This is a genomic window from Thorsellia anophelis DSM 18579 (assembly GCF_900111395.1).
GTDB classification, from domain to species: Bacteria; Pseudomonadota; Gammaproteobacteria; order Enterobacterales; family Thorselliaceae; genus Thorsellia; species Thorsellia anophelis.
The window spans coordinates 26,989-53,316 of sequence record NZ_FOHV01000016.1 but is presented as its reverse complement, the minus strand read 5'-3'; the positions used below and the strand labels follow the sequence as shown (position 1 = coordinate 53,316).

20 protein-coding genes and 1 pseudogene are annotated in these 26,328 nt (G+C 34.6%); 16 read left to right on the top strand and 5 right to left on the bottom strand.

Features of this window, described 5'->3' with window-relative positions:
- On the top strand, positions 1-507 hold a 507-nt coding region (locus BMW37_RS10015; RefSeq protein ID WP_177168642.1), incomplete at its 5' end, for a DDE-type integrase/transposase/recombinase.
- A gap of 55 nt (positions 508-562) precedes the next feature.
- Positions 563-982 carry an integrase core domain-containing protein gene (locus BMW37_RS10010; RefSeq protein ID WP_177168641.1) on the top strand — a complete coding sequence of 140 codons (420 nt, stop codon included), beginning with the start codon at positions 563-565 and terminating at the stop codon, positions 980-982.
- On the opposite strand, the gene BMW37_RS10005 is transcribed toward BMW37_RS10010, so the two are convergent.
- Positions 904-1,695 (bottom strand): AAA family ATPase, encoded by a 792-nt coding sequence (locus BMW37_RS10005; RefSeq protein ID WP_093320478.1) that lies wholly within the window; start codon positions 1,693-1,695, stop codon positions 904-906. The genes BMW37_RS10010 and BMW37_RS10005 overlap by 79 nt on opposite strands.
- A 711-nt stretch (positions 1,696-2,406) precedes the next feature.
- On the bottom strand, positions 2,407-2,697 hold the full coding sequence (locus tag BMW37_RS10000; protein WP_093320476.1) for a hypothetical protein: 291 nt from the start codon (positions 2,695-2,697) through the stop codon (positions 2,407-2,409).
- 561 nt (positions 2,698-3,258) lie between these two features.
- Here BMW37_RS10000 and BMW37_RS09995 point away from each other — a divergent pair.
- Together BMW37_RS09995 and BMW37_RS15595 are read left to right on the top strand one after the other, a co-directional pair.
- Positions 3,259-4,770 (top strand): Fic family protein, encoded by a 1,512-nt coding sequence (locus tag BMW37_RS09995; RefSeq protein WP_093320473.1) that lies wholly within the window; start codon positions 3,259-3,261, stop codon positions 4,768-4,770.
- A 672-nt stretch (positions 4,771-5,442) separates the two neighbouring features.
- A pseudogene (locus BMW37_RS15595) lies at positions 5,443-6,260 on the top strand (transposase); the annotation flags it as partial.
- Positions 6,261-6,850: 590 nt separating this feature from the next.
- Here BMW37_RS15595 and BMW37_RS15140 read toward each other — a convergent pair.
- The gene (locus BMW37_RS15140) at positions 6,851-7,027 is read right to left on the bottom strand and encodes a hypothetical protein (protein ID WP_177168640.1); all 177 of its coding nucleotides are present in this window, start codon (positions 7,025-7,027) and stop codon (positions 6,851-6,853) included.
- 572 nt (positions 7,028-7,599) lie between these two features.
- On the opposite strand from BMW37_RS15140, the gene BMW37_RS09975 reads away from it, so the two are divergent.
- From BMW37_RS09975 to argG, 5 genes are all read left to right on the top strand, one after another.
- On the top strand, positions 7,600-9,141 hold the full coding sequence (locus BMW37_RS09975; RefSeq protein ID WP_093320467.1) for a methyl-accepting chemotaxis protein: 1,542 nt from the start codon (positions 7,600-7,602) through the stop codon (positions 9,139-9,141).
- Positions 9,142-9,555: 414 nt separating this feature from the next.
- Entirely contained in the window at positions 9,556-10,584 is a 1,029-nt protein-coding gene (locus BMW37_RS09970) for an HNH endonuclease family protein (protein WP_093320464.1), read from the top strand.
- Positions 10,581-11,171, top strand: a complete 591-nt coding sequence (locus tag BMW37_RS09965) for a class I SAM-dependent methyltransferase (protein ID WP_218139515.1) — start codon at positions 10,581-10,583, stop codon at positions 11,169-11,171. Before BMW37_RS09970 ends, BMW37_RS09965 begins: the two co-directional genes overlap by 4 nt.
- A gap of 613 nt (positions 11,172-11,784) precedes the next feature.
- The gene (locus tag BMW37_RS09960; RefSeq protein WP_093320460.1) at positions 11,785-12,753 is read left to right on the top strand and encodes a chemotaxis protein; all 969 of its coding nucleotides are present in this window, start codon (positions 11,785-11,787) and stop codon (positions 12,751-12,753) included.
- Positions 12,754-13,287: 534 nt separating this feature from the next.
- Positions 13,288-14,613 carry an argininosuccinate synthase gene (gene argG / locus BMW37_RS09955; protein WP_093320457.1) on the top strand — a complete coding sequence of 442 codons (1,326 nt, stop codon included), beginning with the start codon at positions 13,288-13,290 and terminating at the stop codon, positions 14,611-14,613.
- A 493-nt stretch (positions 14,614-15,106) separates the two neighbouring features.
- Here the strand turns inward: argG and ald are convergent, their stop codons facing one another.
- Positions 15,107-16,222 carry an alanine dehydrogenase gene (gene ald / locus BMW37_RS09950; RefSeq protein WP_093320455.1) on the bottom strand — a complete coding sequence of 372 codons (1,116 nt, stop codon included), beginning with the start codon at positions 16,220-16,222 and terminating at the stop codon, positions 15,107-15,109.
- Between the two features lie 77 nt (positions 16,223-16,299).
- Here ald and BMW37_RS09945 point away from each other — a divergent pair, with 77 nt between their 5' ends.
- On the top strand, positions 16,300-16,704 hold the full coding sequence (locus BMW37_RS09945) for an MAPEG family protein (RefSeq protein WP_093320451.1): 405 nt from the start codon (positions 16,300-16,302) through the stop codon (positions 16,702-16,704).
- 69 nt (positions 16,705-16,773) lie between these two features.
- Here BMW37_RS09945 and BMW37_RS09940 read toward each other — a convergent pair whose 3' ends face one another.
- Positions 16,774-17,832: a hypothetical protein gene (locus tag BMW37_RS09940; protein ID WP_093320448.1), complete on the bottom strand. Its 1,059-nt coding sequence runs from the start codon at positions 17,830-17,832 to the stop codon at positions 16,774-16,776.
- Between the two features lie 389 nt (positions 17,833-18,221).
- Between BMW37_RS09940 and cmoA the strand changes: the two genes are divergently transcribed.
- The 6 genes from cmoA to hxpB all read left to right on the top strand — a co-directional run bounded on the left by cmoA (position 18,222) and on the right by hxpB (position 25,948).
- The gene (cmoA, locus tag BMW37_RS09935) at positions 18,222-19,040 is read left to right on the top strand and encodes a carboxy-S-adenosyl-L-methionine synthase CmoA (RefSeq protein ID WP_093320443.1); all 819 of its coding nucleotides are present in this window, start codon (positions 18,222-18,224) and stop codon (positions 19,038-19,040) included.
- Positions 19,041-19,094: 54 nt separating this feature from the next.
- Positions 19,095-20,105 carry a tRNA 5-methoxyuridine(34)/uridine 5-oxyacetic acid(34) synthase CmoB gene (gene cmoB / locus BMW37_RS09930; protein WP_093320440.1) on the top strand — a complete coding sequence of 337 codons (1,011 nt, stop codon included), beginning with the start codon at positions 19,095-19,097 and terminating at the stop codon, positions 20,103-20,105.
- Between the two features lie 457 nt (positions 20,106-20,562).
- Positions 20,563-21,969, top strand: coding sequence for an asparagine--tRNA ligase (gene asnS / locus BMW37_RS09925; protein ID WP_425441786.1), 1,407 nt, complete (start codon positions 20,563-20,565; stop codon positions 21,967-21,969).
- Positions 21,970-22,182: 213 nt separating this feature from the next.
- A complete protein-coding gene (gene msbA / locus BMW37_RS09920; protein WP_093320437.1) occupies positions 22,183-23,964 on the top strand; it encodes a lipid A ABC transporter ATP-binding protein/permease MsbA in 1,782 nt (593 codons plus the stop codon).
- Between the two features lie 39 nt (positions 23,965-24,003).
- Positions 24,004-25,071 carry a tetraacyldisaccharide 4'-kinase gene (lpxK, locus tag BMW37_RS09915; RefSeq protein WP_093320435.1) on the top strand — a complete coding sequence of 356 codons (1,068 nt, stop codon included), beginning with the start codon at positions 24,004-24,006 and terminating at the stop codon, positions 25,069-25,071.
- 211 nt (positions 25,072-25,282) lie between these two features.
- On the top strand, positions 25,283-25,948 hold the full coding sequence (gene hxpB, locus BMW37_RS09910) for a hexitol phosphatase HxpB (protein WP_093320432.1): 666 nt from the start codon (positions 25,283-25,285) through the stop codon (positions 25,946-25,948).
- The last annotated feature ends 380 nt before the right edge of the window (positions 25,949-26,328 follow it).

Sequence of the window (26,328 nt, the reverse complement as noted above, 5' to 3'; positions counted from 1 at the left end):
ACGTATAGACGCTGGATAGCTGAATTAAGGGAGTCAGGCCGCACTGGTGATGCAAGACCTCAAGCAGCCAAAGCGCGTGAATATAAGCATGCAATTACACCTGAAGTCAGACAGGTTATTATTGATACCTGCCTTTCGGATGAGTTTGTCATGCTGCCACCTGCACAAATCGTTCCAATCTTGGCAGATAGGGGTGTTTATATTGCTTCAGAATCATCATTTTATAGGATAATGAGAGCTGAGAATTTGCTTGTTAAAAAATCAATGTCAACAATTAAAAAGAATTCACCGAAACCTATTCGTACCTATGTGGTAACCAAACCCAATCAGTTGTGGTCATGGGATATTACTTACTTACCCACACTCATCAAAGGTGAATATTTTAAACTTTATTTAGTGTTAGATATTTACAGTCGGTATATTACAGGCTGGGAGATCTATGAAACTGAGTCAGCTGAATTAGCCTCACAATTAATTGAAAAGATTGCGAAAAAAAGAGAATATTAACAGGGATGAATTAACACTACACTCTGATAATGGCAGCCCAATGAAAGGGTACACGATGAAAGCTAAATTAGAACAGCTTGGGATCATCGCTTCCTATAGCCGTTCTGCTGTCAGTAATGACAATGCATTTTCTGAAAGTTTATTCGGTAGTATGAAAACACGTAAGCAATACCCAAGACAAGGATTTAGGGACATAGAGGAAGCAAGAGAATGGGTGCTCAGTTTTGTTTATTGGTACAACAATGAACATAGACACAGTGGCATTAAATACGTGACGCCTGCTCAGCGCCATCAAGGTATTGATGGTGACATACTGGCTAAACGAAAAGAAGTCTATAGGGTCGCTAAATTAACCTTTCCAGAGCGTTGGAATACTCGAGATACAAGAGACTGGGATTATGAAGATGAAATAGTATTTAACCCAGTTAAAGAAAATAAGGCAAATAGCAGTGAAAAAAACGGACAGGTTGCTTGACATCTATCGCATTTTATGTCTAGACTGTTGAGAAAATCTTGAAATTTATCAACACCACTACCATTAATTATTTGTTCTTGTATAGTGGAATAAGAGTGAGGTTTTAAACCATGAAATTCACTTGCTTTAGCCATTGTTTTAAAGCACACCATACCCTTAGAGAAGCGCAAGAAATCAAAAAATAAATGATTAGTAGAATCCTGCAGAAGAATCGCGTTATTTTTAATATAATTAATTGCTGAGCCATTATAATCTGATAAATCGCTGTTCAACGTCTCTGTGCCAAGCAATGATGTTTTTAGTCTACCACCTTGATTTTTATCCCATTCAACAACTGTTTGGTTATCAATTTCTAGTCTTTCATATTGAATAATTCTAGATTCATTTTTACCATAACTATAGGTAACATTATGTTTATTTAGGTAAAAATCAAATGAAAACTCCGCCAATAGATCTTCACTTGCGGCATTAAGAAATGTATTGCCCAATTCAGCGTATTTAGTATCCTCAAGGTGCAAATGTGAAGTTAATTCAACTAAAGCTAAACCTAAATTACTTTTTCCCTCTCCATTTTTTCCGTATAACATGCCATGCTTAACGCACCCATCTTTTACCACATCGGTATTAAATTCATATTGTTTTTGCGTTGCAAGATCAAATTCAATACGTTCTTTAAAATTTCTGAAATTCTTAACCGAAAATTTAGTGATCATAATAACTTTTCTTCTATTAAATATACAATATATCCTTCATTCTAGACCGTAAGAAAATTACGGCAAGTTTTTAACTGTAACATAATTTTCCATTTCAATCGTGGTACTTTTTTTAATCAAGCTGTTTCACTGCTATCAATGTTTTTATCAACAAAGAAACATAACTATCAAGCTCATTGCTCTATGCCTACAGCATACCTCATTGCAAAATTAGATATAATTAATTATCCGACTGATTTTGATAGTTTTTTAGGAGTATCAAAAATCTATGATTTCATCGATTTGTTATCATGTACAGGTTAAACTAGTAGAACTAAATTTTGTTACTTAGGCTTATAAGCGCTACAAAAACACATAGGGCTATTATCCCAGCAATTACCAAAGTGAGTATAAAGGTGAGTATAATTTGAAATGAGAAATTAAATATAATTACAATACAATAAGTTAAAATGAGAATTGCGCTTTAATGTGTAGGGATTTGTATTGAAAAATTTTATCCTAATATGTGGTGTTCGCTTTTAGAACACCTATCAATAAAATTGGCAAATACACAGAATTATTTACAGGGTCCACTTATTACTTCAAAAACCTATTTTTAAGGATCAAAAAATTGACGATGATAGCTCATTTCTTGAGTGGCAGAAACAAGATAGCTCTCATCGCGCTGATTAATAAATTTTTTATGTATGCCCGTTCTCTCAGCAAAAACATCTAATACAATATCAAGTAATTATAAACTGATATAGCTGTTTTGGTACCGTAATGAATTACGATACCAAAAAACAAATCCTTAAACTTTCTGAGTTGCTCGCCTGTAAGCAAAGCGTAGCAATTACTTTTTAATTCATCTGCATATTTAACCAAATACTTCTTAATAGTACCTTCACTTACATCAAATAAATTAGTGATTTGTCCCTTGGTAAATACGATTGTGCCTTCAAATTGTACACTCCCTAATTCTAAATGACTTTCTGCTTGCTCAAAAGCATAATGGTTACTCATTATATTCTGGCGGTCAAATAATCATGTGGTCAAGTCTTTAGCCATTTAAACTCAACCTTGTCTCTTGTAATTAGGATATGATGCAAAAAATGTTTATTGTTAGTTGGCTAACACGAAGTTTTTAAAAACACAAAAGCTGTTGGGCAATTGTCCGTTATTTAATCAATACCTTAGAAATTTAGATAGTCTAATGCTAGCACGAGTTAAAAAACATTCTAACGATACTGGCCAAAATAAACATATAATTATCATATTATTGCGATGCAGAAAAGTACTCTCCAGACATTCTACATTGTAGAAATGTCTTTCTACAATGGTAGCCTTTTTAACTATTTTACCAGACAAGTGGTTATTTATAATCGTTTTGCCAGCAGCAATAACAGTTTCGCCAGCCAAATACTAATTTATAGATGTCAGCCACTCATTCATAATTATTTTACTAGATAAAAGCCTATTTATAATTATTTTACTAGACAAAAGCCTATTTATAATTATTTTATTTACAAATAGCCTATTTTTAACTATATTACCAGCAGAATAACAGTTTTACGAGGAGACCGCATGGATATAAATGTTTTGGAATCTCGCCCAGCAGGCTACGCGTATCTGCTTGATATGATGGATCTGACAGGCATGCCCCATTGGCATACCTCGTTTGTGTCCTCATCAGGAACTCATAAATCGAAGGTTCAGAATGGAACAATAGAAGACATCTACCCTATAAGGTACTGGCCTGGGGAAAAAGTCGGAGACCATCTTGAATTTGTGCTGAAATATGACGGAGTCAATCTGGGCTTACTAGTTCGAATCTTCGAAAAGGTTTCTCAGGATGAGCTCACCGAGTTCATCAAATCCAAACCTACTGGGAAGTATGCTAGGAGAATCTGGTTCTTTTATGAGTTTTTGACCGGCAAACAACTGCCTATCGATGACCTAACTTGCGGCAATTATGTTGATGCATTGGAAGCTAAAGATTATTACACCGTTCAGGATGGTGAGAAATCTTCACGTCACCGCATTGTAAACAACCTTCTTGGTCCCAAATCGTTTTGTCCTGTCGTAAGAAGGACCGAAAAGCTTGCCAAGCTGGATTCATCTGACCTGCGTAAAAGGTGCGAGGATATCGTCACTGCATATCCACCGGAACTGCTTCGCCGAGCACTGAGCTACCTCTACAACAAAGAAACAAAGTCATCCTTTGAAATTGAGCACATCAAGCCCAATGCTTCTCGAACTGAAAAATTTATCACATCACTGGAGCTTGCCGAAAAGGAAGACTTCTGTGAAAAGGAAAGACTGATAGAGCTTCAGAACCGGATAGTCGATCCGCGTTTCAAAGACAGTGACTATCGGGTGAGCCAGAATTATGTCGGCCAGACTGTTGCCTATCAAAAGGAAGTCATACATTTCATTTGTCCAAAACCTGATGATCTGCAAAGCCTAATGGAGGGATTGATCGAATCTCATAAGCGGATGAAAGCGAGAAATGTATCCCCGATCATTCATGCGGCGGCTATCGCGTATGGATTTGTGTTTCTGCATCCGTTTGAGGATGGGAACGGTCGAATCCATAGATTTCTGATACATAACATTATGTCGCTGCAGGAGCTGGTGCCACGTGGGCTCATGTTTCCGGTTTCAGCTGTTATGCTCAAAAATCCGGCTGACTATGATGCATCGCTGGAAGCGTTCTCCAGACCATTATTGCAACTCATCGATTATCGGCTGGATGAAATGGGACAAATGACCGTCGAGAATGCAACCGCATGCTGGTATCAATATATGGATATGACAGCTCAGTCAGAAGCCTTGTATGAGTTTGTAACTAAAACGATCGAAGAGGAACTCGTGGAAGAGCTTAGCTTTCTGGCTAACTACGACAATACTAAGAAGGCGATACAGGACATCATTGATATGCCTGACCGCCTGATTGATTTATTTATCCAGTTATGCCTGCATAACAACGGTAGCCTTTCCACAAGAAAGAGATCCTCTCACTTTGACTTCCTGACCGATGAAGAATTATCAACAATGGAACAGGCAGTAAGGGACGGTTACAATAAGACGGAATGATAATTTCTGGGTATAAAAGCTGGATTTACAAGTTTTACTCACCCTCCCTTTGGTTTGTCGGGACGTTACTTAACAGGATTCTTGGTACACTTCCCAACCTTTCTTGGATATAGCTTTTACGAATATCCTTGTCATACGGATATCTTTATAACCACAATGTCAATAATTGCCAAAAAATTTTTCACCTTTTTAAGGACTATTAACGCTTCATGCTCAAAAATTAAATATTATGAACATTAATGAATAGCCACTTGGATTGGTAGATATTGAAAAAGCTGCATGACATCTACAGATATCCTTACCAATAAATTTGAAAACAATATCAGGAGGAGGAAGTTGAGTAAAAAACTAGCCCTATTATTCTTTTGGGTGCTTATTCAGGAACCCTACTCGTCTTCACTGCCTTGATTTAGCCGATGAATAATAATATAGAGGAGATATTTTAAAACTCGGAGGCGATAAACTTGCTATCAATAAACACAACAAGGAGAACACCTATACCAAATTGTACATAATGGTTATTACGTATTTCCATCTACAGGATTGAGAAAATGATAAATAATATCATACCGATTTTTTTGACAGGCATATAAAAACAAATTGTAATCATCCCTAAAATAACAAGACCGAAAAGTAGAATTTTCTCTTAAAATAAAGCAAAGGAGATTCTAAATAAAAACATCAAAATTTACTGACAGCCAAATAATATCGATATTAAAACAAAATGAAGCAGGTATCTCAGTTCAAAATGTCTGCCGTGAGCATGGGGTATTAGCTCAGCTACTTTTTATAAATGGCGTTCAAAATTTGCTGGTACGGACATGCCAATGATGAAAAGACTTAAGGAGCTTGAGAAAGAAAATAGTAGACTTAAAAAAATGTAAGCTGAAGAGCGCTTAAAATCTAAAATTAAGCAAGAAGCGCTCGAGGGAAAGTGATAAAGCCATCAGATAGAAAGATGATGGCTCGAGACCGTGAAACAATTAGGAATTAGTATACGATTAGCGTGTGAAATTTTCGGAATTAGTCAAACGTGTTATAGCTATACGACTAAATTATCTGATGAAAATGCTCAAATTGCTGATGAATTAGTTGAGCTCATTGAAAATTATAAGCAATGGGGATTCAAACTTTGTTTCGATTATTTGCGCAACGTTAAAGGTAAAAAATGGAATCATAAATGTGTTTATCGTATTTACTGTGAACTTAAACTGGATCTTAGAATAAAACCTAGAAAGAGACTTAAACGTGATACTCCAAAAGAGCTTAAGTCTCCAGAACAGCCAAATATCGTTTGGTCAATGGATTTTATGTCCAATGCATTATCGAGGAGAAAAGCAATAAGAGCATTTAATGTGATTGATGATTTTAATCGTGAAGGGCTATGTCTGGATATTGATTTATCATTCTCTAGCTCCCGAGTAATTGATTCATTGCAACGAATTATAGAATGGAGAGGCAAACCCCAGACATTAAGGTGTGATAATGGGCTGTAATCATCCCTAAAAATAAACACATTCATATCATACTTGATGGTGCAAGTTACCATCGTTCGAGTGTTGTCAATCAGTTGATGTAGCAGATTGCAGTGTCAACTGTGTGTAACTTCCGTGCTGATCAGTTGAGAATGTTATCCTTGTTGAAGTTAGTGACATTGTTGTTCAGTAAACGGTGTTAGCATCACTGCATTACGATGAGCCAGTACCCCCCTAGCTCCGTATATTGGCTAAGTTGGGCAAATCCAGCTAGGCAGTGCGCGCTAACTACTACTCTATTCCACTAGCTAGTCCAACTTTCATATCTTAATAGAGAAAAATCTTAATAAGCATTCAGTATTCCAGTGCACCAACAGATAATTCTAATTAGTTTTTTACGTGTATATTAGTCTCAATTGAGAATAAAATAGTGATAATCCTTGTAGGTCTGATTCAAATTTATATGTTAAGGATGAACTACCTAGCATATCATTCAACAAACAACCACTTAATATTACTCTACCTAATACATCAATTAAGATATTTAGTTCATAATTACCATTCTCATTAATGAAATTAATATTTAATTTTTTTCTTAGTATTAATTATTCTAATGGTACGATGAATGCTTTAATCCGTTCATGCGATGAACTAAAGTTAATTTTAGCCTGATACCATGAAGATTTTATACTTACATAAGTAGAGAAACCACCCTTCTCAATTGAAATGTCATGTAAACTAAATAAGTTACCATTATCACCTTTAATTATCATATCTAGCATATTGCTTCCTTAATTTGGTATATCTCCTAATTTAAGATGCCAACCGAAACTTCGACTACGCTATCCCAAGCTCCTACAGTTAATCATTTCACGATGGCTAATTTTTCCATTTTGAACAACTATATTCCTTAATTTTCGGGAAAATTATAAAGCAGTATATAATTAAGTCGGTTATACATAAATTGGCGATTTAACATTCACAAGAATAGTGCTGAATACTTATTTTCCTAGTATAACTTCATGACTTATAATCAATTTATAAAAAAACAGTTGCTTGAATCTATAATCCTAATTATAAGCCTACTATTGGTTTATAATTAGAAAAGGATAATTACTGGATGCTGGTTGTCGATAAAAAATACTTACTAACATTACTTAACTACTAATTATTTTGAATCAAAAGCATAATAACAAAGCAAAGATAAAAATATTTTGTTACGTTTACTTTCATTTGAAAATGTAATAGAGTTATTAAATGAATTATCGTTCTGTATAATGAAATTCGTAACTAATTTAGCCATTAGCATTAAACTAAATCAATCGCTTTAAACACTTTTGAAGGATGCATTTCTATGTTTAAAAACATCAAGATATCAACCAGCCTTATTAGTATCTTTATTATATTTGCAATACTACAGCTAATAAATAGCGGGCTTAGTTTTAGTAGTGCAAATCGCTCACTAGTTGATTTTGATGAAGTTGTTGTATTAAACCAGCAACGTGAATATCTAGCATCAAGTGAAGAAGCACTTTTACGTGCTAGAATTGAAACTCATAGAACGATGCTTCATATTTGGTACAAATTCGACGACAAACTCCCTGGATTAATGGAAAGCTCCGAAAAAGAGTTAAAACATGCCCGTGATAACTTTAATGCATTTTTGAATTTACCAACAATTTCAGAGAATGGAAGAATTCTAAAAGCGTCAGTAGAAAAAGCTGGCCTGGCATTTTTAGACGTATTAGATCAACAAATGGCTGCGTTAAAGTCTAGAGGAGCTGATGGGTTTATGGAATTTAACCCACAACCTTACCAAATTGCTTACGAACAGGCATTTAAAGAGTATATTGATAATATTAACGCCCAACTAGAAAAAAAGCAAAATGAAAAAATAGCAGATTATCGCATTGCGCTTTTACAAATTATACTTGGAAGTATAATTGTCCTTTTTATAGTTATATCTGCAATCATTTGGCTTAAAAAAGTAATTATAAATCCACTCGATACCCTACTAGAGCAATTTGAATACATTACTAATGGCGATTTATCAAACCATATCCATGTAAGTGGAAAAAATGAAATTTCAAAATTATTTCAATTTTTTGACAAAATGCAAAACTCTTTGATTAATACAGTGCATACAGTAAGGGAAGCTTCAGATATCATAGTGAAAGGTGTACAAAATTTAGCATTAGTCGGAGAAGATTTATCAACTAAAACTGAACAACAAGCTGCATCACTTGAACAAACCGCCGCAAGCATGGAAGAAATCACTCAAACAGTTAAGTTAAATGCTGATAACGCACGCTCAGCATCTGTTCTAGCTGAAGATACTTCAGGAACAGCTAAAAAAGGCGGTGAAATCACATCCACTGTTATTTCAACAATGAATGAAATATCTGAAAGCTCACAAAAGATTGGACTCATTACTAATGTAATTGATAGCATTGCATTCCAAACAAATATTCTTGCTTTAAATGCTGCGGTAGAAGCTGCTAGAGCAGGAGAACAAGGAAGAGGTTTTGCTGTAGTAGCGAGTGAAGTTAGAAATTTAGCTCAACGAAGTGCACAAGCTGCTAAAGAAATTAAAGAACTAATTGAAGATGCATTACAACGCGTGAGCACAGGCGCTTCACTCGTGAAAAATTCTGGCGAGACCATGGAAGTAATAGTCAATTCTGCTGTTAAAGTTAACGCTATAATCGCTGAAATATCAAACGCATCTGATGAGCAAAGTAAAGGAATTGAGCAAATTTCAGAAGCTGTTCACCAAATGGATCAAGTGACTCAACAAAATGGCACAATAGTCCATACAGTTGCGTCCTCAACTAGAACACTAGAACAGCAAGCTAATAACTTAGCTCAAGCTGTTTCGGTATTTCACCTACCATAACTTACAAGTAAGCTTTTTTTAAAAATCATTTCAATCCTAGCCGCCTAATAGGCGGCTATCTCCTATAGTAGATGATAAAATACATAACAAGAAAGACTTTAATTTTTAATGATGAATAATTATCTATCAAAATTATGCAAGAATCATATAACAGCAAATAATTTAATAATTTTTATCACATTGGTTTAAGCAAGCAAATAACTTTCAAAATATAGACATCCAAATATACTAAACATATTTAAAAATATTTTTAATATATAACCATACAATCATTCAGATATTAAATAAGCCTGCAATACAAATTATAAACTTGCCAAAATAGACTGAGTCTAGTAATCTTTAGAGATAATCCACACACTTAAATAATTATACTTAGCATATGGACAATGCTTATCCAATTTTGGAAATATAAGAATGTTCTATTTGCAAGAAGAATTTTATGAACTAACTCCAACACTTCAAAATTATTGGCGCGCTATTATTTTATTTGGCAAAAATACAGCGTGCTATAAATTTGCGCTAGCAAAAGCACTATTCAAGTATGCAAACTCAAATAATGATATTATAAACATTAATGAACTTGCTAAAGTATACAGTTATGAGATTTGTAAACATCTAAGTTATTATGATAGGCAAACCACGTCAAATTCAAGTAAATTTTTAGATATCTGTAGACTTTATAACCAAAATGCAATATCTCAAACTCAATTAATTGATAAAACAGTACAATATGGATTTAAAGATGTTTTAGATGCCTTCCATATTGTTGCTAAAGAGCCAATTAAAAAATTATTTTTTTTGGATGAGCGTAAAACGAATAAAGGAATTAGAATCACAGAAAACCTTTACAAACTCCATGAAATGTCTAATTATTTTGATTTAGAACGTGAAATAGAAGCAAGATGGCAATTAGTTGAATTCGCTTGGCATAATAAAATATCTAATTCAATAATCACTTACGATAATTTAGATGGTTCATTATTTGGAACGGATATTAAAAAACGAGTTAACTTAGCATCTTGTAGAGATGCATTAAATGGTTATCAAAAGGGGGTATGTTTTTATTGCTATGGAAACATTAATTTAATTCAAGCTTCTCAAGAATATGCTGATGTAGATCATTTCCTCCCCTATACTTTACAACAAAAATCACAGATTAATAACTTAAATGGTATATGGAATTTAGTACTTGCGTGCCGCGATTGCAATAGAGGGGTTAATGGAAAATTTGATAAGATACCTGATATATGTTATTTAAAACGCTTATATAAACGTAATGAATACCTTATTACAAGTCATCACCCACTAAAAGAAACTCTAATTAAACAAACTGGTACAACACCGGATAAAAGAAAATTTTTTTTACAAAACAACTACAATGAAGCAAAATTAAGACTCATTCAGAACTGGACAACAAATACAAAAGGAACGGCTATATTTTGAATACAAATGAATATTATGAAAAACATGCAAGTATATTTACTAACGCAACATTTAATGTCGATGTATCAGATCTCAGGTCAGAGTTTTTAACTTATATTTTACCCAAAGGACATATTCTTGATGCCGGTTGTGGTTCTGGTCGGGATGCTCTAGCTTTTATACAAAATGGATTCATGGTTACAGCTTTTGACGCCTCTCCTTCCATTGCGAGCATTGCATCTGAAAATATTGGTCAAAAGGTCTTATGTCATACATTTGAAAATATGGATTACGATATCAAATTTGATGGTATCTGGGCCTGTGCTAGTTTATTGCATGTACCAAGAATAAAATTAAATGAAATTTTTATAAAATTGGCTGATGCACTTAAGGATACGGGAATTTTATACCTATCGTTTAAATATGGCACATCTGAAAGATTCGATAATCACGGGCGTTACTTTAATGATTTAAATGAAAACGCACTTGAAGTGTTTGTGAGTAAAAGTGAGCGCCTTGAAATTATCAAGACCTGGATTACTTCAGACAAAAGGGCTGATCGCGCTAATGAACTTTGGTTAAATGCACTAATTTGTAAAAAATTCTAATTTAATCAATCAAATCCTGAATCAGACTTAATCATTATCCATCTCAAATTCAATTTGTCAAAATAGAAAACATGCCAAGATTAATATTCGTAGATTCTTAAAATAAATACACAAAAAAACTGATAAATGAGGAATAGTTTTTTTCTTGACTACTTTTATAAGGGGGCTTACACTCCTATTTCTGCCTCATTCTTCTGACGCCCCTTATAAAATTGAACATTAGCTTACAATTTCATAATCAAAAAGACATTCTCAATAGTACAAACATTATAAGCAGTTCAATACGTAACATCAGCAAGTTACTGAGAATATTTTTGCTTAGTGGTTTTAATCAGCGCATAAGATTGCTACAATCTGTAACAAATATCATAAAGAGTCAAGATTTAATACCGATAAGACTTTTATACTATGGCTAAGTTGTGATAAAATGATTTAGAAAACAGTATTTTTTGATTTATAATGCAATAACCATGTAAGACACACTACAAGACAAATTCAATTACATTGAGAAACTAACTCTTACATTGATGTCAATTGCTTTGATTTATTGCTGAAACAGAGCTAAAAAACGGCTCATTAAGAACTTTTAACTAAGAAGATACGAAGGTAAAATATGTCCAAATCATATAATACAATGCAAGAGATTGACGAACGCGCCAATCTAACAAATACCAACAAATTTGAACTTCTTCTCTTCAGGCTTGATAATACAGATGAACTTTACGGTATCAATGTTTTTAAAGTTCGCGAAATTATGGTAATGCCTCACATAACTAAAATTGCGAGAGGCCCTGAAATGTTGTTAGGTATGGCTGAAATACGTGGACAAGTTCTGCCTGTAATCGATCTTCCTAAAATGATTAATGGTGAAAGTGAGCAAAAACCTAATATTTTGCTTGTAACTGAATATTCGCGTTCAACTCAGGCTTTTGCTGTAGAAGCTGTTGAGGAAATAGTCCGTTTAGAATGGAGCCAAGTTGTCTCGGCAGAACAAAATACTGAAGGTGGCTTCGTTACAAGCATAGCAAGATTTGAAACAGAAAAAGGACACCACTTAGTACAAGTATTAGACGTTGAACAAATTTTAAGAGAAGTTATGCCTGGGCGTCAAAACGAAGATTCAGCAGATAAACTTCAACCACACCATGTTAAAATTAAACCTGGTAGTAAAATCCTTGCAGCAGATGACTCTGGTTTCGCAAGGGCACTTATTGAAGGCAGCTTAAAATCACTGGATCTACCTTACATAATTGAAAACAACGGATTAGATGCTTGGAATACTCTATTATCACTTGCTGCAAATGCTGAGAAAAATGGTAAAAACATTACTGATGAAATTGCACTAGTATTAACAGATTTAGAAATGCCTGAAATGGATGGATTTACACTTACCCGTAAAGTTAAAGCACATAAAGACATGCAAAATATTCCAGTTATTATTCATTCTTCTTTATCTGGAAATGCAAGTGAAGATCATGTACAAAAAGTTGGTGCGGATGCTTATGTTGCTAAATTCGTAGCAAATGAACTTGCTGATGTAATACAAGATGTATTAAAAAACTTTAAGCCTAAATCACAATAAGTCATCTAAAACTAGATAAACTAAAAAGCACAACTATGTTGTGCTTTTTTTATGTTTAAGATTAAAAGACTTATTCTTCGTGTAGAGCAAAATAATTACTTCGCATTTTTTACACAAACGAATCACTAGGCTAGTTATATCTTTACCAGCATCACACAACATTTTTTTGATAAAAATAAAAAAACAAAGTTAAAACCACCAAGATAATGAATATTAAAACTTTATTAAGGATTACTCTCTAACACTATCAGAATTACTTCAAAATCCATGCTTATTCATTTTCTTAAAATAGTTAACCAGTACAAATAAATAAATTTTATCGAATAGCTAATTAATTTGATATGAAACATCTATTAAGAATCATAAAAATGAATAGATATTCACTTATATTACATGGACTATTGATTTTATCTCGATTTTAAGGTTTACTAGAACTTATTAAACAAATAATTAAAACATCATGACTTACCTCAGTGAATGGAGAGATCATGAGTCACTTTATAACACTCTACTACTAAAATAATAAGGAACGATATGTCTGTTATTCTTCAATCTGTACCAGTTAATGAAAAAGTTGGCATTGCCTTCTCAGGTGGATTAGATACTAGTGCAGCTTTGCACTGGATGCGTAAAAAAAATGCTCTTCCGTATGCCTACACGGCAAACTTAGGTCAACCTGATGAAAGTGATTATGATGCTATCCCACGAAAAGCAATCGAATACGGAGCAGAAAAAGCAAGATTAATTGATTGTCGTTCACAACTAGCAGCAGAGGGCATTGCCGCCATTCAAAGTGGTGCATTTCATATTTCAACCGCTGGAATAACCTATTTTAATACAACCCCACTAGGCCGTGCAGTAACAGGCACAATGCTAGTTGCCGCCATGAAAGAGGATGGCGTTAATATTTGGGGGGATGGAAGTACTTATAAAGGCAATGACATTGAGCGGTTTTATCGTTACGGCCTATTAGTTAATCCAGAGCTAAAAGTCTATAAACCATGGTTAGATCAACTGTTCATTGATGAATTAGGCGGAAGAGCAGAAATGTCTGCATTTATGACAGAAAATGGTTTTAATTATAAAATGTCTGCTGAAAAGGCTTACTCTACAGACTCTAATATGCTCGGTGCAACGCATGAAGCCAAAGATTTAGAGTTCTTGAATAGTGGCATAAAAATTGTTGATCCAATAATGGGGGTCGCGTTTTGGAAAGAAGACGTAATAATTAAACCTGAAACGGTATCCATACGGTTTGAAGAGGGTTTTCCTGTAGCTTTAAATGGTGTTGAATTTCGTGATCCTGTTGAATTAATTATGGAAGCAAATCGAATTGGTGGTCGTCACGGATTAGGCATGAGTGATCAAATTGAAAACCGTATTATTGAAGCTAAAAGCCGGGGAATTTATGAAGCTCCTGGTATGGCATTACTATTTATTGCTTATGAAAGACTTGTTACAGGTATACATAACGAAGATACCATTGAGCTATACCGTGAAAATGGGCGTAAAATTGGTCGTTTATTATACCAAGGTAGATGGTTTGATTCTCAAACGCTTATGTTACGTGATGCAGCACAAAGATTTGTTGCTAAAGCAATAACAGGTGAAGTGACACTAGAATTAAGACGCGGAAATGACTACTCAATTTTAAATACTGAATCTGTGAATTTAACCTATCATGCAGACCGTCTTACTATGGAAAAAGGCGAATCTACATTCTCACCTTTAGATAGGATTGGTCAATTGACAATGAGAAATTTAGATATTGCTGATACAAGAGATAAACTTTCAGTTTATGTTAATGCTGGGGTATTGAGCTTAAGTCAAGATAAGAGCTTACCTTTTATTAAGGACTAGCTGATAACTTAATCGCTCAATTTGATGATTGAGCGATTATTTATAATTATTTGCAGGATCACTTTAAGCTATGTAATAGATGGACCAAGCTATTTTCAGCTTGAACTGGTTAAGTTTAACAAAGCAGATGATTATTAATCACCCTCAATTCAATAAAACTACTTCATATCCCCTGCTTAGATTCAGCCCTACAAGACAAAGTTTTACGCACACATTGAAGTAACTTAATTAATTCTTCCAGTTTAATTACCCTCGACTAATATTGTAAGATAATGCACATTAAAGGATTATTTTGGAAAATAAAGTGCAATCAAACGGTACCAAGCTCTCACGAGTCGAGAGTGTCACTCTTGTCTGGGCTGAGGCCCTTAACTGCATAAATAAATTATCTTATTGGATTTTTATGCAATTATATCGAATAATAAATGATGTAGGATAAACTAAAAAATCTCATCAATCCCACATGAAATAACAAAAAGCCTACTAAATTAGCTTAGTTTAATAAAGTGATTAAGTCATGTAGTGGCATATTAAATGTTTGAGATACACCCTCATGAGTAATTTTACCTTTATAAATATTCACACCATGTTGCAAATGAATAGATCGTTTTAATGCTTCATTGGTTCCTAATTGAGCTAGCTGCTGAACAAAAGGAAGTGTAGCATTACAAAGTGCAAAAGCAGCAGTTCTAGCTACAGCACTCGGCATATTACCAACACAATAGTGTACAACACCCTCGACACTGTAAGTAGGTTCATCATGAGTTGTCGGCACTGATGTCTCAAAACACCCTCCTTGATCGATTGCTACATCCACCATTACTGAACCAGGTTTCATGTGTTTTAACATATTTTTTGTCACAACCTTAGGGGCAGCTCCACCTGGCACTAAAACAGCTCCAATCACTAGATCTGCATGCTTTAATGCATCAGCGATGCATTGTTCAGTTGCATATACAAGATCAATACGACCTTGATATTCATTATCTAAACGGCGTAGTACAGCAATATTTTTATCAAATAAAGTAACATTAGCCCCCATACCAACAGCCATACGGGCAGCATTACTGCCTACACTTCCACCACCTAAAATAACTACATTACCAGCAGCAACACCTGGTACACCAGATAATAAAACACCACTTCCTCCATTTGATTTATGGAGGGTTGTTGCGCCTGCTTGGACAGCCATTCTGCCTGCAATTTCCGACATTGGAGATAAAAGAGGTAACATACCATATTGATCAGTAACTGTTTCATAAGCAATACAAATTGCATTACTATTTATAAGATCTTGAGTTTGTAATTCATCTGCTGCCAGATGCAAATAAGTAAATAAAGTATGGCCTGAATGAATAAAAGCTCTTTCGCTTGCCAATGGCTCTTTCACCTTAACAATTAGCGATGCTTTAGAATAGACTTCCTGTGCATTTATAGCAATTATTGCACCCGCTTCAACGTAATCTTCATCAAAAATTCCAATTTCGGCACCCGCGTTTGATTGTATTATAACTTGATGACCTAATTTAACGAGTTCTTTTACTCCACTAGGTATTAGTCCGACTCTATACTCATGGTTTTTAATTTCTTTAGGTACCCCAATAATCATAAATTTCTCCAAAGTTTTTCTAATTAAATACGGAAATCTGATAGAATATACTCTACCAAAAAATTAGGAGCGTTAAAATGCTAAGTGCCCTTTATGTTGCAATAACTGCTTTACTGATACTTAAACTTGCGTATGACGTGATTAAACTGCGTACGCAATATGGTGTCTGGCATGGAGACGGTGGATTTTACGAATTGCAAATTGCACTTCGAATTTATCGTTATGCTGTTGAATATATGCCAATTGCATGCTTATTGATGCTAATGATGGAAATGAATGGCGCTGTCAATTGGATGTTGCACGTTTCAGGCATTTCACTTATAGCTGGCAGATTAATGCATGCTTATGGTTTAAAGCAACATGATTTTTACTTTAGAAAACTTGGCATGACGCTCACATTCAGCTCATTACTCATCATGATTATATTTAATTTGTACTATCTTCCTTGGGATATGCTTTACCCAAGTGAATATACCAATTAACACTAAACTGAGTAAGAGCTAGTAAATGCTCTTAAAGTCGATTCAACTAAAAATTTCAAATAATTCAAATTACTCTTCAGGTAAAATAGCGTCTAATAAGATTCTTTGTGGTGCTTTTGCAAACTTTATCTGCCCAATACGAATTTGGTAATCATCATCTTGATGACACGCTTCAGTTAATGAATCCCACTCATTTTGTCTTTCATCAAAATATTCAAGAAAGCTCTCGAGCACATCACTTAATTCATCTTGCTGCATTAAATTCTCAATCATTCTGTCAGTCATATTCACTACTTCAGTTTCCGGTTTATTATTGTCCCCTACTACAGTCAGGTTATTTTTAGCCGGTAAATTTTGCTCATAGTCTATATCATTCAACGATTCACTTATCGCATCTAGTTTAGCATTTTCTAAAGCTGAAATTTCAGGTGTAGGATAATATAGACCTTTTTTGAATAACCCTTCCAAAAATGTTTTTAGCTTACACGATTGAACAATTTCAATATAGTTACCATTTATTGCATGTTTTTTTACACCACTGTAACGCTGATTGAATAAATGTGATTTACTTTCTTCATTTTGATAATCAAGTAAGTAATGAAAATCATCAATATAAACTGGTAAATTTTTAAGTGACTGAATATTACAATCAATTGCATATGCATTCGGATCGTCTTTAATATACCCATGTGCCCTTGTGCTACTATCCATAAAAAAACCTTTTGCTAGACCTTCTAAATTCGATAGCATAGCACCAACACTTTCCACTATGCTTGGGTTAACGACATTATCTGGTTTTGCAAGTATCGTAATAGTCGAAACACTAATCCAATCAAGATCATTTTCGATTTCAGTTGGCTTTCTAATTTCAGTTAAATACGATTCCAGATCAATACCCAACATTTTAGATAAAAATTTCTTCCATGGTTCAATTGCAAACATAATATTTGCAAGGGTCACCCCTTCCTCACATCGTACAATGTGATTAAGATAATCGAACATGAAAAGGTCATCATTCTCTGCATGAGCAAATTTTTGGATAAATGCGAGTGGGATGGCCTCCTTATCATCAAAATCAGCTTGCAATCTTAATACGCCATCTTGGCAGAAAATTAATGTACCTTCCACACTTACCTCCAATTAATAACTAAAATTAATACACTTAAATGTGCATTTTATCTGTTTTACACGCTATTGTAGCCTAGAAATGGACTTTACTGGCGACTTTGTGATGAAAAATAGATTAAAGCTTTAACATAACTTATAAAATTTGATAAAATAGATCATTAATGCGAATTATATGGGATAAGCGCTCAAAAAACGCAATAGAATTGTTTCAAAACTAATCAATCACTCTAAACAGCCAAGCAATTAGTTCAATAAAATAGTTCAGAAAAGCTAAATAAAGCTTTACAAGCTTTAACCATACCACCCATATTTCTATTTATATTAATTTTTACTTCAGTAAAGCAATTTTTTTTGATGCCATTAATCATTTTTGGGAAATCCAGATAACCATGTCAACTTTAGACCTAGACACTAACTTAAACTCCTCTTTAACGCCTAAAAAAAACGATATTTTAATCCATAGCGCTAAAGACACACTTTTTTCAGTTCCAATCTCAGAGCTCGGCGATTGGACATTTGATGATAAAGTTGCGGATGTTTTTCCTGATATGATAAAACGTTCAGTACCAGGTTACTCAAATATAATTACTATGATAGGTATGTTAGCACAACGAGTCGTCACACCTAATAGTCAAATATATGATTTAGGATGCTCTTTAGGCGAGGCTAGTCTTTCTATTAGAAAAGCCCTCTCAGCTCAACTATCAACCTCAGAACATGGTTGTAAAATTATTGCCGTTGATAACTCTGAAGCAATGGTTGAAAAATGCAAGCAACGCATTTCAGGGTTTATCTCTCCTATAGAGATTGATGTAATAGATGCCGATATTAATGAAGTAGAGATAAAACAAGCGAGTTTAGTGGTCTTAAATTTTACTTTACAGTTTATCAAACCAGAAAAACGCCTCGCTTTATTGAAAAAAATCTATCATGGCTTGAATCCAAAAGGGGCTTTAATTATTTCTGATAAACTGAGTTTCCAAGATATGCTTATTGATTCCCTTTTATTCGATATGCACCATGATTTCAAACGAGCAAACGGCTATAGTGAACTAGAAATTAGCCAGAAGCGTAGTATGCTCGAAAATGTTATGATTCCTGATAATATAGAAACACATCTTACAAGATTAAAACAGGCTGGTTTTGAACATAGCACTGTTTGGTATCAATGTTTTAATTTTGGTTCTATGGTAGCTATTAAGCAATAAATCATAATTTAATCTCTTAAATCTTAGATTATTAATTTCTCTTTGGGATAATGCATGTCCATTACAACAACGCAACTAATCGAGCAACAATACAAAACTTTATATCAACACTTAGCTTCAAGCCACTTATCACACTGGCTTGAAACGCTTCCAGCACAGTTAGCACTTTGGATTCAAAATAATCCAGCTACCTTACTTAATTCACCAAATTATAAATGGCATAAGGCGATTGAAAATATGCCTCTCATTGAACCTAACGAAATCGAATTCAAAGATAGTGTTAGTGTAAAAGGAACAACCCCACTTTCTGAAGGGCAAATCAAAGGGTTAATGCATCAACTGAAAACATTGATGCCATGGAGAAAAGGACCATTTTCTTTACATGGGATCGATATCGATACTGAATGGCGTTCTGATTTTAAATGGAACAGGTTAATTCAGCACATTTCCCCTCTTAAAGATAGATGGGTACTTGATGTGGGGTGTGGAAGTGGATATCACCTTTGGAGAATGCTCGGTGAAGGTGCGCATACCGCAATTGGCATCGACCCTACTGAATTATTTTTATGTCAATTCATGGCAGTAAGAAAACTACTAAACCACCCTTTTAATGCTTTTCACCTGCCAATTGGCATTGAGATGCTTCCTGAATTAAATGCTTTCGATACCGTATTTTCCATGGGGGTTTTATATCATAGACGCTCTGCACTTGACCATTTACTACAACTAAAAAATCAACTACGTTCAGGTGGCGAATTAGTGCTAGAAACACTTGTTATTGAAGGTGATGCTACAAAAATACTTGTACCGCATAATAGGTATGCTCAAATGAGCAATGTCTATTTTATTCCATCATGTGATGCGCTTATTCTATGGCTGGAAAAAATGGGATTCACAGAAATTCAACTAGTTGATAAAACGATTACAACTTTTGAAGAACAGAGAAAAACTGATTGGATGCAAAATGAATCTTTACAAGATTTCTTAGACCCAAACAATTCAAGCCTAACAATTGAAGGGTACCCAGCGCCTTTAAGAGCCGTGTTTATTGCTAAAAAACCCTAGTAAATAAATATTCATAGTCAGTACGAATTTTTTCAGGAAAAAATTGCTTAGTCATAGCATAAAAATTTAGGATAAATTACCACTAAATTGTTTAAATGGTACTATCATACACACAGCCATCGTTTGTAAATACTTTACTGATAGGCTTTAAATTGTTAAGATTGACTGTATGTGTAATAAATATAGCACTCACTATAGCTAAATGCTTAGGCATTAAATATATCAAGTTTAGGTATAAATCGTCACTCTAGACTCGATAATTTTTTGTACCATTTCTAGCTAATATTTTAAATAATGAATTAAATGCACGATCTAACAAATAATAAAACGTGCAGTTTTTTGTATCTTGCTTTTTTGATGTTCAAGTAATCAAAAAAGCATTATTGAGTATTGCTATATTAAATGAATGTAGGATCCCTAATTTTTTGAACGTTGTCAGACAAGAGAGAATGAATTTATGACTATACCAGTATATTCTGTAGTAGATGTATTAAAAGGGAAAGCCGAAATTGGCAGTAAAATTAAGGTACGTGGCTGGGTTCGTACCCGTCGCGATTCTAAAGCTGGGCTATCATTTGTTAATATCTATGACGGCTCTTGCTTTGATGCGATACAAGTCATCGCAGCTAATAGCTTAAGTAATTATGACAACGATATACTTCGCCTGACAACTGGCTGTTCAGTTGAAGTCATAGGTACTGTAGTTGATTCACCAGCTGAAGGCCAAAATATTGAATTATCAGCTACCGATGTCTCAGTTGTAGGTTGGGTTGAAGATCCAGATACTTATCCTATGGCGGCTAAAAGACACTCAGTTGAATATCTGCGTGAATTTGCTCATCTACGCCCACGTACTAATTTGATAGGAGCTGTTGCGCGTGTCAGAAACTGTTTATCGCAAGCAATTCATCGTTTTTATCATGAAAATGGGTATATTTGGGTTTCTACACCTCTCATTACGGCAGCTGATACAGAAGGCGCTGGGGAAATGTTTAGAGTCTCCACCCTAGATTTAGAAAATCTTCCTCGCACGCCTGATGGTAAAGTGGATTTTGATAAAGATTTCTTTGCTAAAGAAGCATTTTTGACCGTTTCTGGTCAGCTTAATGGTGAGACTTATGCATGTGCCCTTTCAAAAATCTACACCTTTGGACCTACCTTTAGAGCTGAAAACTCGAATACAACTAGACACTTGGCCGAATTTTGGATGGTTGAACCTGAGGTTGCTTATGCAAACTTAGACGATGTTGCTGAACTTGCTGAACACATGCTGAAATATGTTTTCAAAGCCGTGCTAGAGGAAAGAGCGGATGACATGGCTTTTTTTGCAGATAGAATAGATAAAGAGGCTATCACTAGATTAGAAAAATTTGTTACTTCTGATTTTGCGCAAGTTGATTATACCGATGCAATTGAAATTTTGAAAAATTGCAATCACCCTTTTGAAAATCCGGTAGAATGGGGAATTGATTTAGCTTCTGAACACGAACGGTATTTAGCAGAAAAGCACTTTTGTGCTCCTGTAGTCGTTAAAAATTATCCTAAAGATATCAAAGCATTTTATATGCGTTTAAATGAAGATGGAAAAACCGTTGCTGCGATGGATGTTTTAGCACCTGGCATAGGAGAAATCATAGGTGGTTCTCAACGTGAAGAGCGTTTAGATAAACTAGATGAACGCCTTCTTGAAATGGGATTAAATAAAGAAGATTATTGGTGGTATAGAGATTTACGCCGTTATGGTACAGTACCTCATGCTGGATTCGGTTTAGGATTCGAACGTTTAGTCGCCTACGTAACGGGAGTGCAAAATATTCGTGACGTGATCCCATTCCCACGTACACCACGCAATGCCTCTTTCTAACCTCAATAAGGTAATTTATTCTACATTTCTAGACGATTAAAATCTAGAAATGTAGCTTCTTCCATCGATTAATGTAAGCATAATGTCAAAAAATGAATTTCAGCTGATATTATTGTATATTATTCGGTGCATTAAGCAGTACAGTAGCCTAGCTAAAATCTTTTGCTATTTTATTGTTTAATGCCTTTATTTGACTTTTACATAGATGATTGCATGAGCAAACTTAATACTGACAATACACAAACATCAATTGATTCTGACTTAACGACTTGGCAGACTTTCAAACGCCTATGGCCAACAATTGCTCCTTTTAAAATAGGCATTATTATTGCAGCAATAGCGCTAGTTATTAATGCTGCTGGTGATGCGCTGATGATTTCCATGCTACAACCTCTACTTGATAATGGTTTTACTGGTAAAGATCCTAGCCTATTTGTCTGGCTACCTCTATTAATCATTGGTATTATGATTATCAGAGGTGCAAGTGGTTTTATTTCTAGTTATTGTTTAGCCTGGGTATCTGGTCATGTAGTTATGAATATGAGGCGCAATTTATTTGCTCACTTAATGAAAATGCCCGTATCTTTTTTTGATCAGCAATCAACAGGTTCACTTTTATCAAGAATAACCTATGACTCTGAACAAGTTGCATCTTCCTCTTCAGGAGCGTTGGTAACAATAGTAAGAGAAGGTGCTTCTATTATTGTGCTATTTTCAATGATGTTTTATTTTAGTTGGCAACTTTCCCTCATTCTTATAGTAATTGCCCCTTTCGTCTCATTCATAATCAGATTTGTTTCAAAAAGATTCAGACAAATCAGCAAGAATATGCAAAATGCTATGGGTTCAGTTACCACTAGCGCAGAACAAATGCTAAAAGGACATAAAGAAGTCCTCATTTTCGGTGGACAAGAAAATGAAAAAATCCGCTTTGATAATGTAAGCAACCATATGCGCCAGCAGAGTATTAAACTGGTTGCTGCTACTGCTATTGCCGATCCTATCATTCAACTGATTGCATCGTTTGCACTTGCATTTGTACTTTTTGCCGCAAGCTTCCCTAGCGTAATGGAAAGTGTGAGCCCAGGTTCTTTTACAGTCGTATTTTCTTCTATGTTTGGATTGATGAGACCTCTTAAATCACTCAGTAACGTAAACGCCCAATTTCAAAAAGGTATGGCGGCCTGCCAGACATTATTTTCCTTATTAGACAATCAAACAGAAAAAGATACTGGCACAACTGAATTAGTGCGTGCAGAAGGAAATATTACTTTCAAAGATATTACCTTTACCTATCAAGGAAAAGACAAACCTGCGCTTGAAAATATTAATTTTTCAATAAAAGCAGGGCAAACGGTAGCATTAGTTGGCCGTTCCGGTTCTGGAAAGTCGACTTTAGTCAGTTTATTAACCCGCTTTTATGATTATGAAATTGGCAGTATTACCTTAGATGAGGCTGACATTACATCCCTTACATTAAAATCTTTACGCAACCAAGTTGCACTTGTTTCACAGCATGTCCATCTATTTAATGATACGATAGCGAATAATATTGCTTACGCTACATCCGATAAATACACTAGAGAAGAAATTGAGAAAGCTGCGACGCTAGCAAGTGCAATGGAATTTATCAATACGTTTCCAGAAGGATTAGATACCATGATAGGTGAAAATGGCGTCTTATTATCCGGAGGCCAACGTCAAAGGATAGCAATCGCAAGAGCACTTTTACGCGATTGCCCTATTCTTATTTTAGATGAAGCAACTTCGGCACTCGATACAGAATCTGAAAGAGCAATACAAAGTGCACTTGATGCCCTGCAAAAAAATAGAACTAGCCTTGTTATAGCCCATCGTTTATCAACTATCGAAAAGGCAGATTTAATCGTAGTTATGCAAGATGGGCAGATAATTGAACAAGGTAAACATAATGAACTCATTACTCATCAAGGTGCATATGCTCAGTTACATCGTATGCAATTTGGGGATGCATAAAATGAATCATGACACAGTTGCTTTGTATAGATGAATAACATGCAAAAATTAGCTCATTACATTTGGTTTGAAAATAGATATTTATTCTGGCTACTTTGGCCTTTGAGCCTTGTGTATGGATTTGTAGTACTTATTAGGCGTTGTTTTTATCGTATCGGAATCTTTAAAACATATCGTTCGCCTGTCCCTATTATTGTAATAGGCAATTTAACTGTTGGTGGTAACGGAAAAACGCCAACAGTTATCTGGTTACTTGAACAACTTCAGCAAAAAGGGATTGAAGTTGGTGTCATAACAAGAGGCTATGGTTCAAAAGCCCCCTCCTATCCTTTATTAGTAACTGAAACAAATAATGCAATAGAAACAGGAGATGAACCATTTTTAATTTATAGGAGAACGAAAGCTGCGATTGCTATTTCGCCGAATAGAAAAGAAGCGATTGAATTATTGCTAAATACCCATCCGAATATACAATTAATTATAAGTGATGATGGCCTACAACACTACGCCTTTGAACGTGATATTGAATGGGTAGTAATCGATGCCTATAAACAATTTGGTAATGGCTGGTGGCTTCCTGCAGGCCCAATGAGAGAACGTGCAAATCGTCTTAAGCAAGTTGACGCGCTATTATTTAATTATGGCACATCAAAAAACGACCTTAAACCTTACCATGATGTACAAAGAATTAACTCTGTTGAAATAAAACACCTTTCAAACCCGATAATGTGTGCTGCTTTATATTTATCGCCTTTAAATGCAGTGAATCTAGTCACTAACGAACAAATACCTATTACTCATTTTACAGAGGTAATTGCAATTGCTGGAATAGGCTTCCCTGATCGTTTTTTTGATTTATTGAAACACTATCGTGTAGACCTGCATAAGTGTGTTCCCTTTCCAGATCATCATCAATTTAAAGAAACCGATTTAACCTATCATCAAATAAAATCTAATTCCCTACCTATTTTAATGACTGAAAAGGATGCGATGAAGTGTCTTGATTTCGCTCATGATTCATGGTGGTATGTTCCTATTAATGCCATTATCACACAAGAAACTACCGAAGCATTATTAAGTCAAGTCTGCTCACAAATACATAAATAGTCTAGGTTGCGATTGCCATAACTACAATATTAAGCAATATAGCGTAAAAAAATGCATTTTTATAAGTTTTTTCATAAATTTAATACTAAAAATCTGTATTTGAAGTTATTATCAAACTATAAATTTTTTTTTAGCGTATAATGTAAAAATGTAAATAAACAATACAAGACTTAAATATTGCAAATTAATAATACATCTGAGGGGAGTTAACATGCCACATAAAATGAAAATTGATGCCGTTATTTTTGATATGGATGGCTTGATAATAGATTCAGAACCACTTTGGAAACAAGCTGAAAGACAAGTACTCATGAACTATGGTTTAGATCCTGAAACTCAAGCTCGCCTGCTTGATACACGTGGACTAAGAGTAGATGAAGTTGTAAGACTCTGGATTAATGCTGCGTCAAAAACAGGTCTAGACTTAGTTAATATGGTTGATGAAATCAATGATACGGCAAGTAAACTCATCCATGATCATAAACCTGTTTTACCAGGTGTAGAATACGCACTTAGCCTTTGTAAAGAAAACGGCTTACTAGTTGGTTTAGCCTCTGCCTCCCCTACTAAACTAATCGAAAGTGTATTAGATTCACTTGGCATAAGCAGTTTATTCGATGTTGTGGTCTCAGCTGAAAATATGGTTTATAGCAAGCCTCATCCTGAAGTGTATTTAGAAACAGCCAATCAACTTGAGGTCTCGCCTCTTGCTTGTGTCTCTCTTGAAGACTCTATTAATGGTATGATAGCTGCAAAAGCAGCAAGAATGCGTTCAATAGTTGTATCAAATGAAGATGACTTTAATGACCCTAGATTTGGGCTTGCTGATTATCACTTAAGTTCATTACTTGATCTTAAATTAAAGCATATATCTTAATAAGATACCTAGCCATAGCAATTGCTCATTACTGCAGTTGCTATTTGCTAAAATTATGCAAGCTTAGTATCTTCGATTACCATTTTTACTATCGGTTAACCTTCTTAAGCACCTTAATTGTTCTATTCTTATTCGAATTCAAACACACCTTACATTATCTTCAAAACAAACATTAAATCATATTTTGTCATATTAGATAAATTTGCTAATAAACCAAACTACCTAATAAATTAGAATTACATAATACGCTAAAAAAACATAGAACGAAAATACTCCCTGTGTTTTCAAAAAGCGCGGTAATAATATTTAAAACTACGCTTTAAGAAAACTATCAAGAAGAGCTTAACTATTTTTCGTACAACATTTCAAAATTGTTACGT

Excerpts from the sequence above, each read along its gene's own strand:
- cmoA (WP_093320443.1), top strand. The coding sequence starts at position 18,222 with ATGTCAACTTTAGACCTAGACACTAACTTAAACTCCTCTTTAACGCCT.
- BMW37_RS09960 (WP_093320460.1), top strand. The coding sequence starts at position 11,785 with ATGTCCAAATCATATAATACAATGCAAGAGATTGACGAACGCGCCAAT.
- BMW37_RS09945 (WP_093320451.1), top strand. The coding sequence starts at position 16,300 with ATGCTAAGTGCCCTTTATGTTGCAATAACTGCTTTACTGATACTTAAA.
- asnS (WP_425441786.1), top strand. The coding sequence starts at position 20,563 with ATGACTATACCAGTATATTCTGTAGTAGATGTATTAAAAGGGAAAGCC.
- BMW37_RS10000 (WP_093320476.1), bottom strand. The coding sequence starts at position 2,697 with ATGAGTAACCATTATGCTTTTGAGCAAGCAGAAAGTCATTTAGAATTA.
- BMW37_RS09970 (WP_093320464.1), top strand. The coding sequence starts at position 9,556 with ATGTTCTATTTGCAAGAAGAATTTTATGAACTAACTCCAACACTTCAA.
- BMW37_RS09995 (WP_093320473.1), top strand. The coding sequence starts at position 3,259 with ATGGATATAAATGTTTTGGAATCTCGCCCAGCAGGCTACGCGTATCTG.
- BMW37_RS15140 (WP_177168640.1), bottom strand. The coding sequence starts at position 7,027 with ATGCTAGATATGATAATTAAAGGTGATAATGGTAACTTATTTAGTTTA.
- msbA (WP_093320437.1), top strand. The coding sequence starts at position 22,183 with ATGAGCAAACTTAATACTGACAATACACAAACATCAATTGATTCTGAC.
- BMW37_RS10005 (WP_093320478.1), bottom strand. The coding sequence starts at position 1,695 with ATGATCACTAAATTTTCGGTTAAGAATTTCAGAAATTTTAAAGAACGT.
- hxpB (WP_093320432.1), top strand. The coding sequence starts at position 25,283 with ATGCCACATAAAATGAAAATTGATGCCGTTATTTTTGATATGGATGGC.
- cmoB (WP_093320440.1), top strand. The coding sequence starts at position 19,095 with ATGTCCATTACAACAACGCAACTAATCGAGCAACAATACAAAACTTTA.
- BMW37_RS10010 (WP_177168641.1), top strand. The coding sequence starts at position 563 with ATGAAAGCTAAATTAGAACAGCTTGGGATCATCGCTTCCTATAGCCGT.
- BMW37_RS09975 (WP_093320467.1), top strand. The coding sequence starts at position 7,600 with ATGTTTAAAAACATCAAGATATCAACCAGCCTTATTAGTATCTTTATT.
- argG (WP_093320457.1), top strand. The coding sequence starts at position 13,288 with ATGTCTGTTATTCTTCAATCTGTACCAGTTAATGAAAAAGTTGGCATT.
- ald (WP_093320455.1), bottom strand. The coding sequence starts at position 16,222 with ATGATTATTGGGGTACCTAAAGAAATTAAAAACCATGAGTATAGAGTC.
- lpxK (WP_093320435.1), top strand. The coding sequence starts at position 24,004 with ATGCAAAAATTAGCTCATTACATTTGGTTTGAAAATAGATATTTATTC.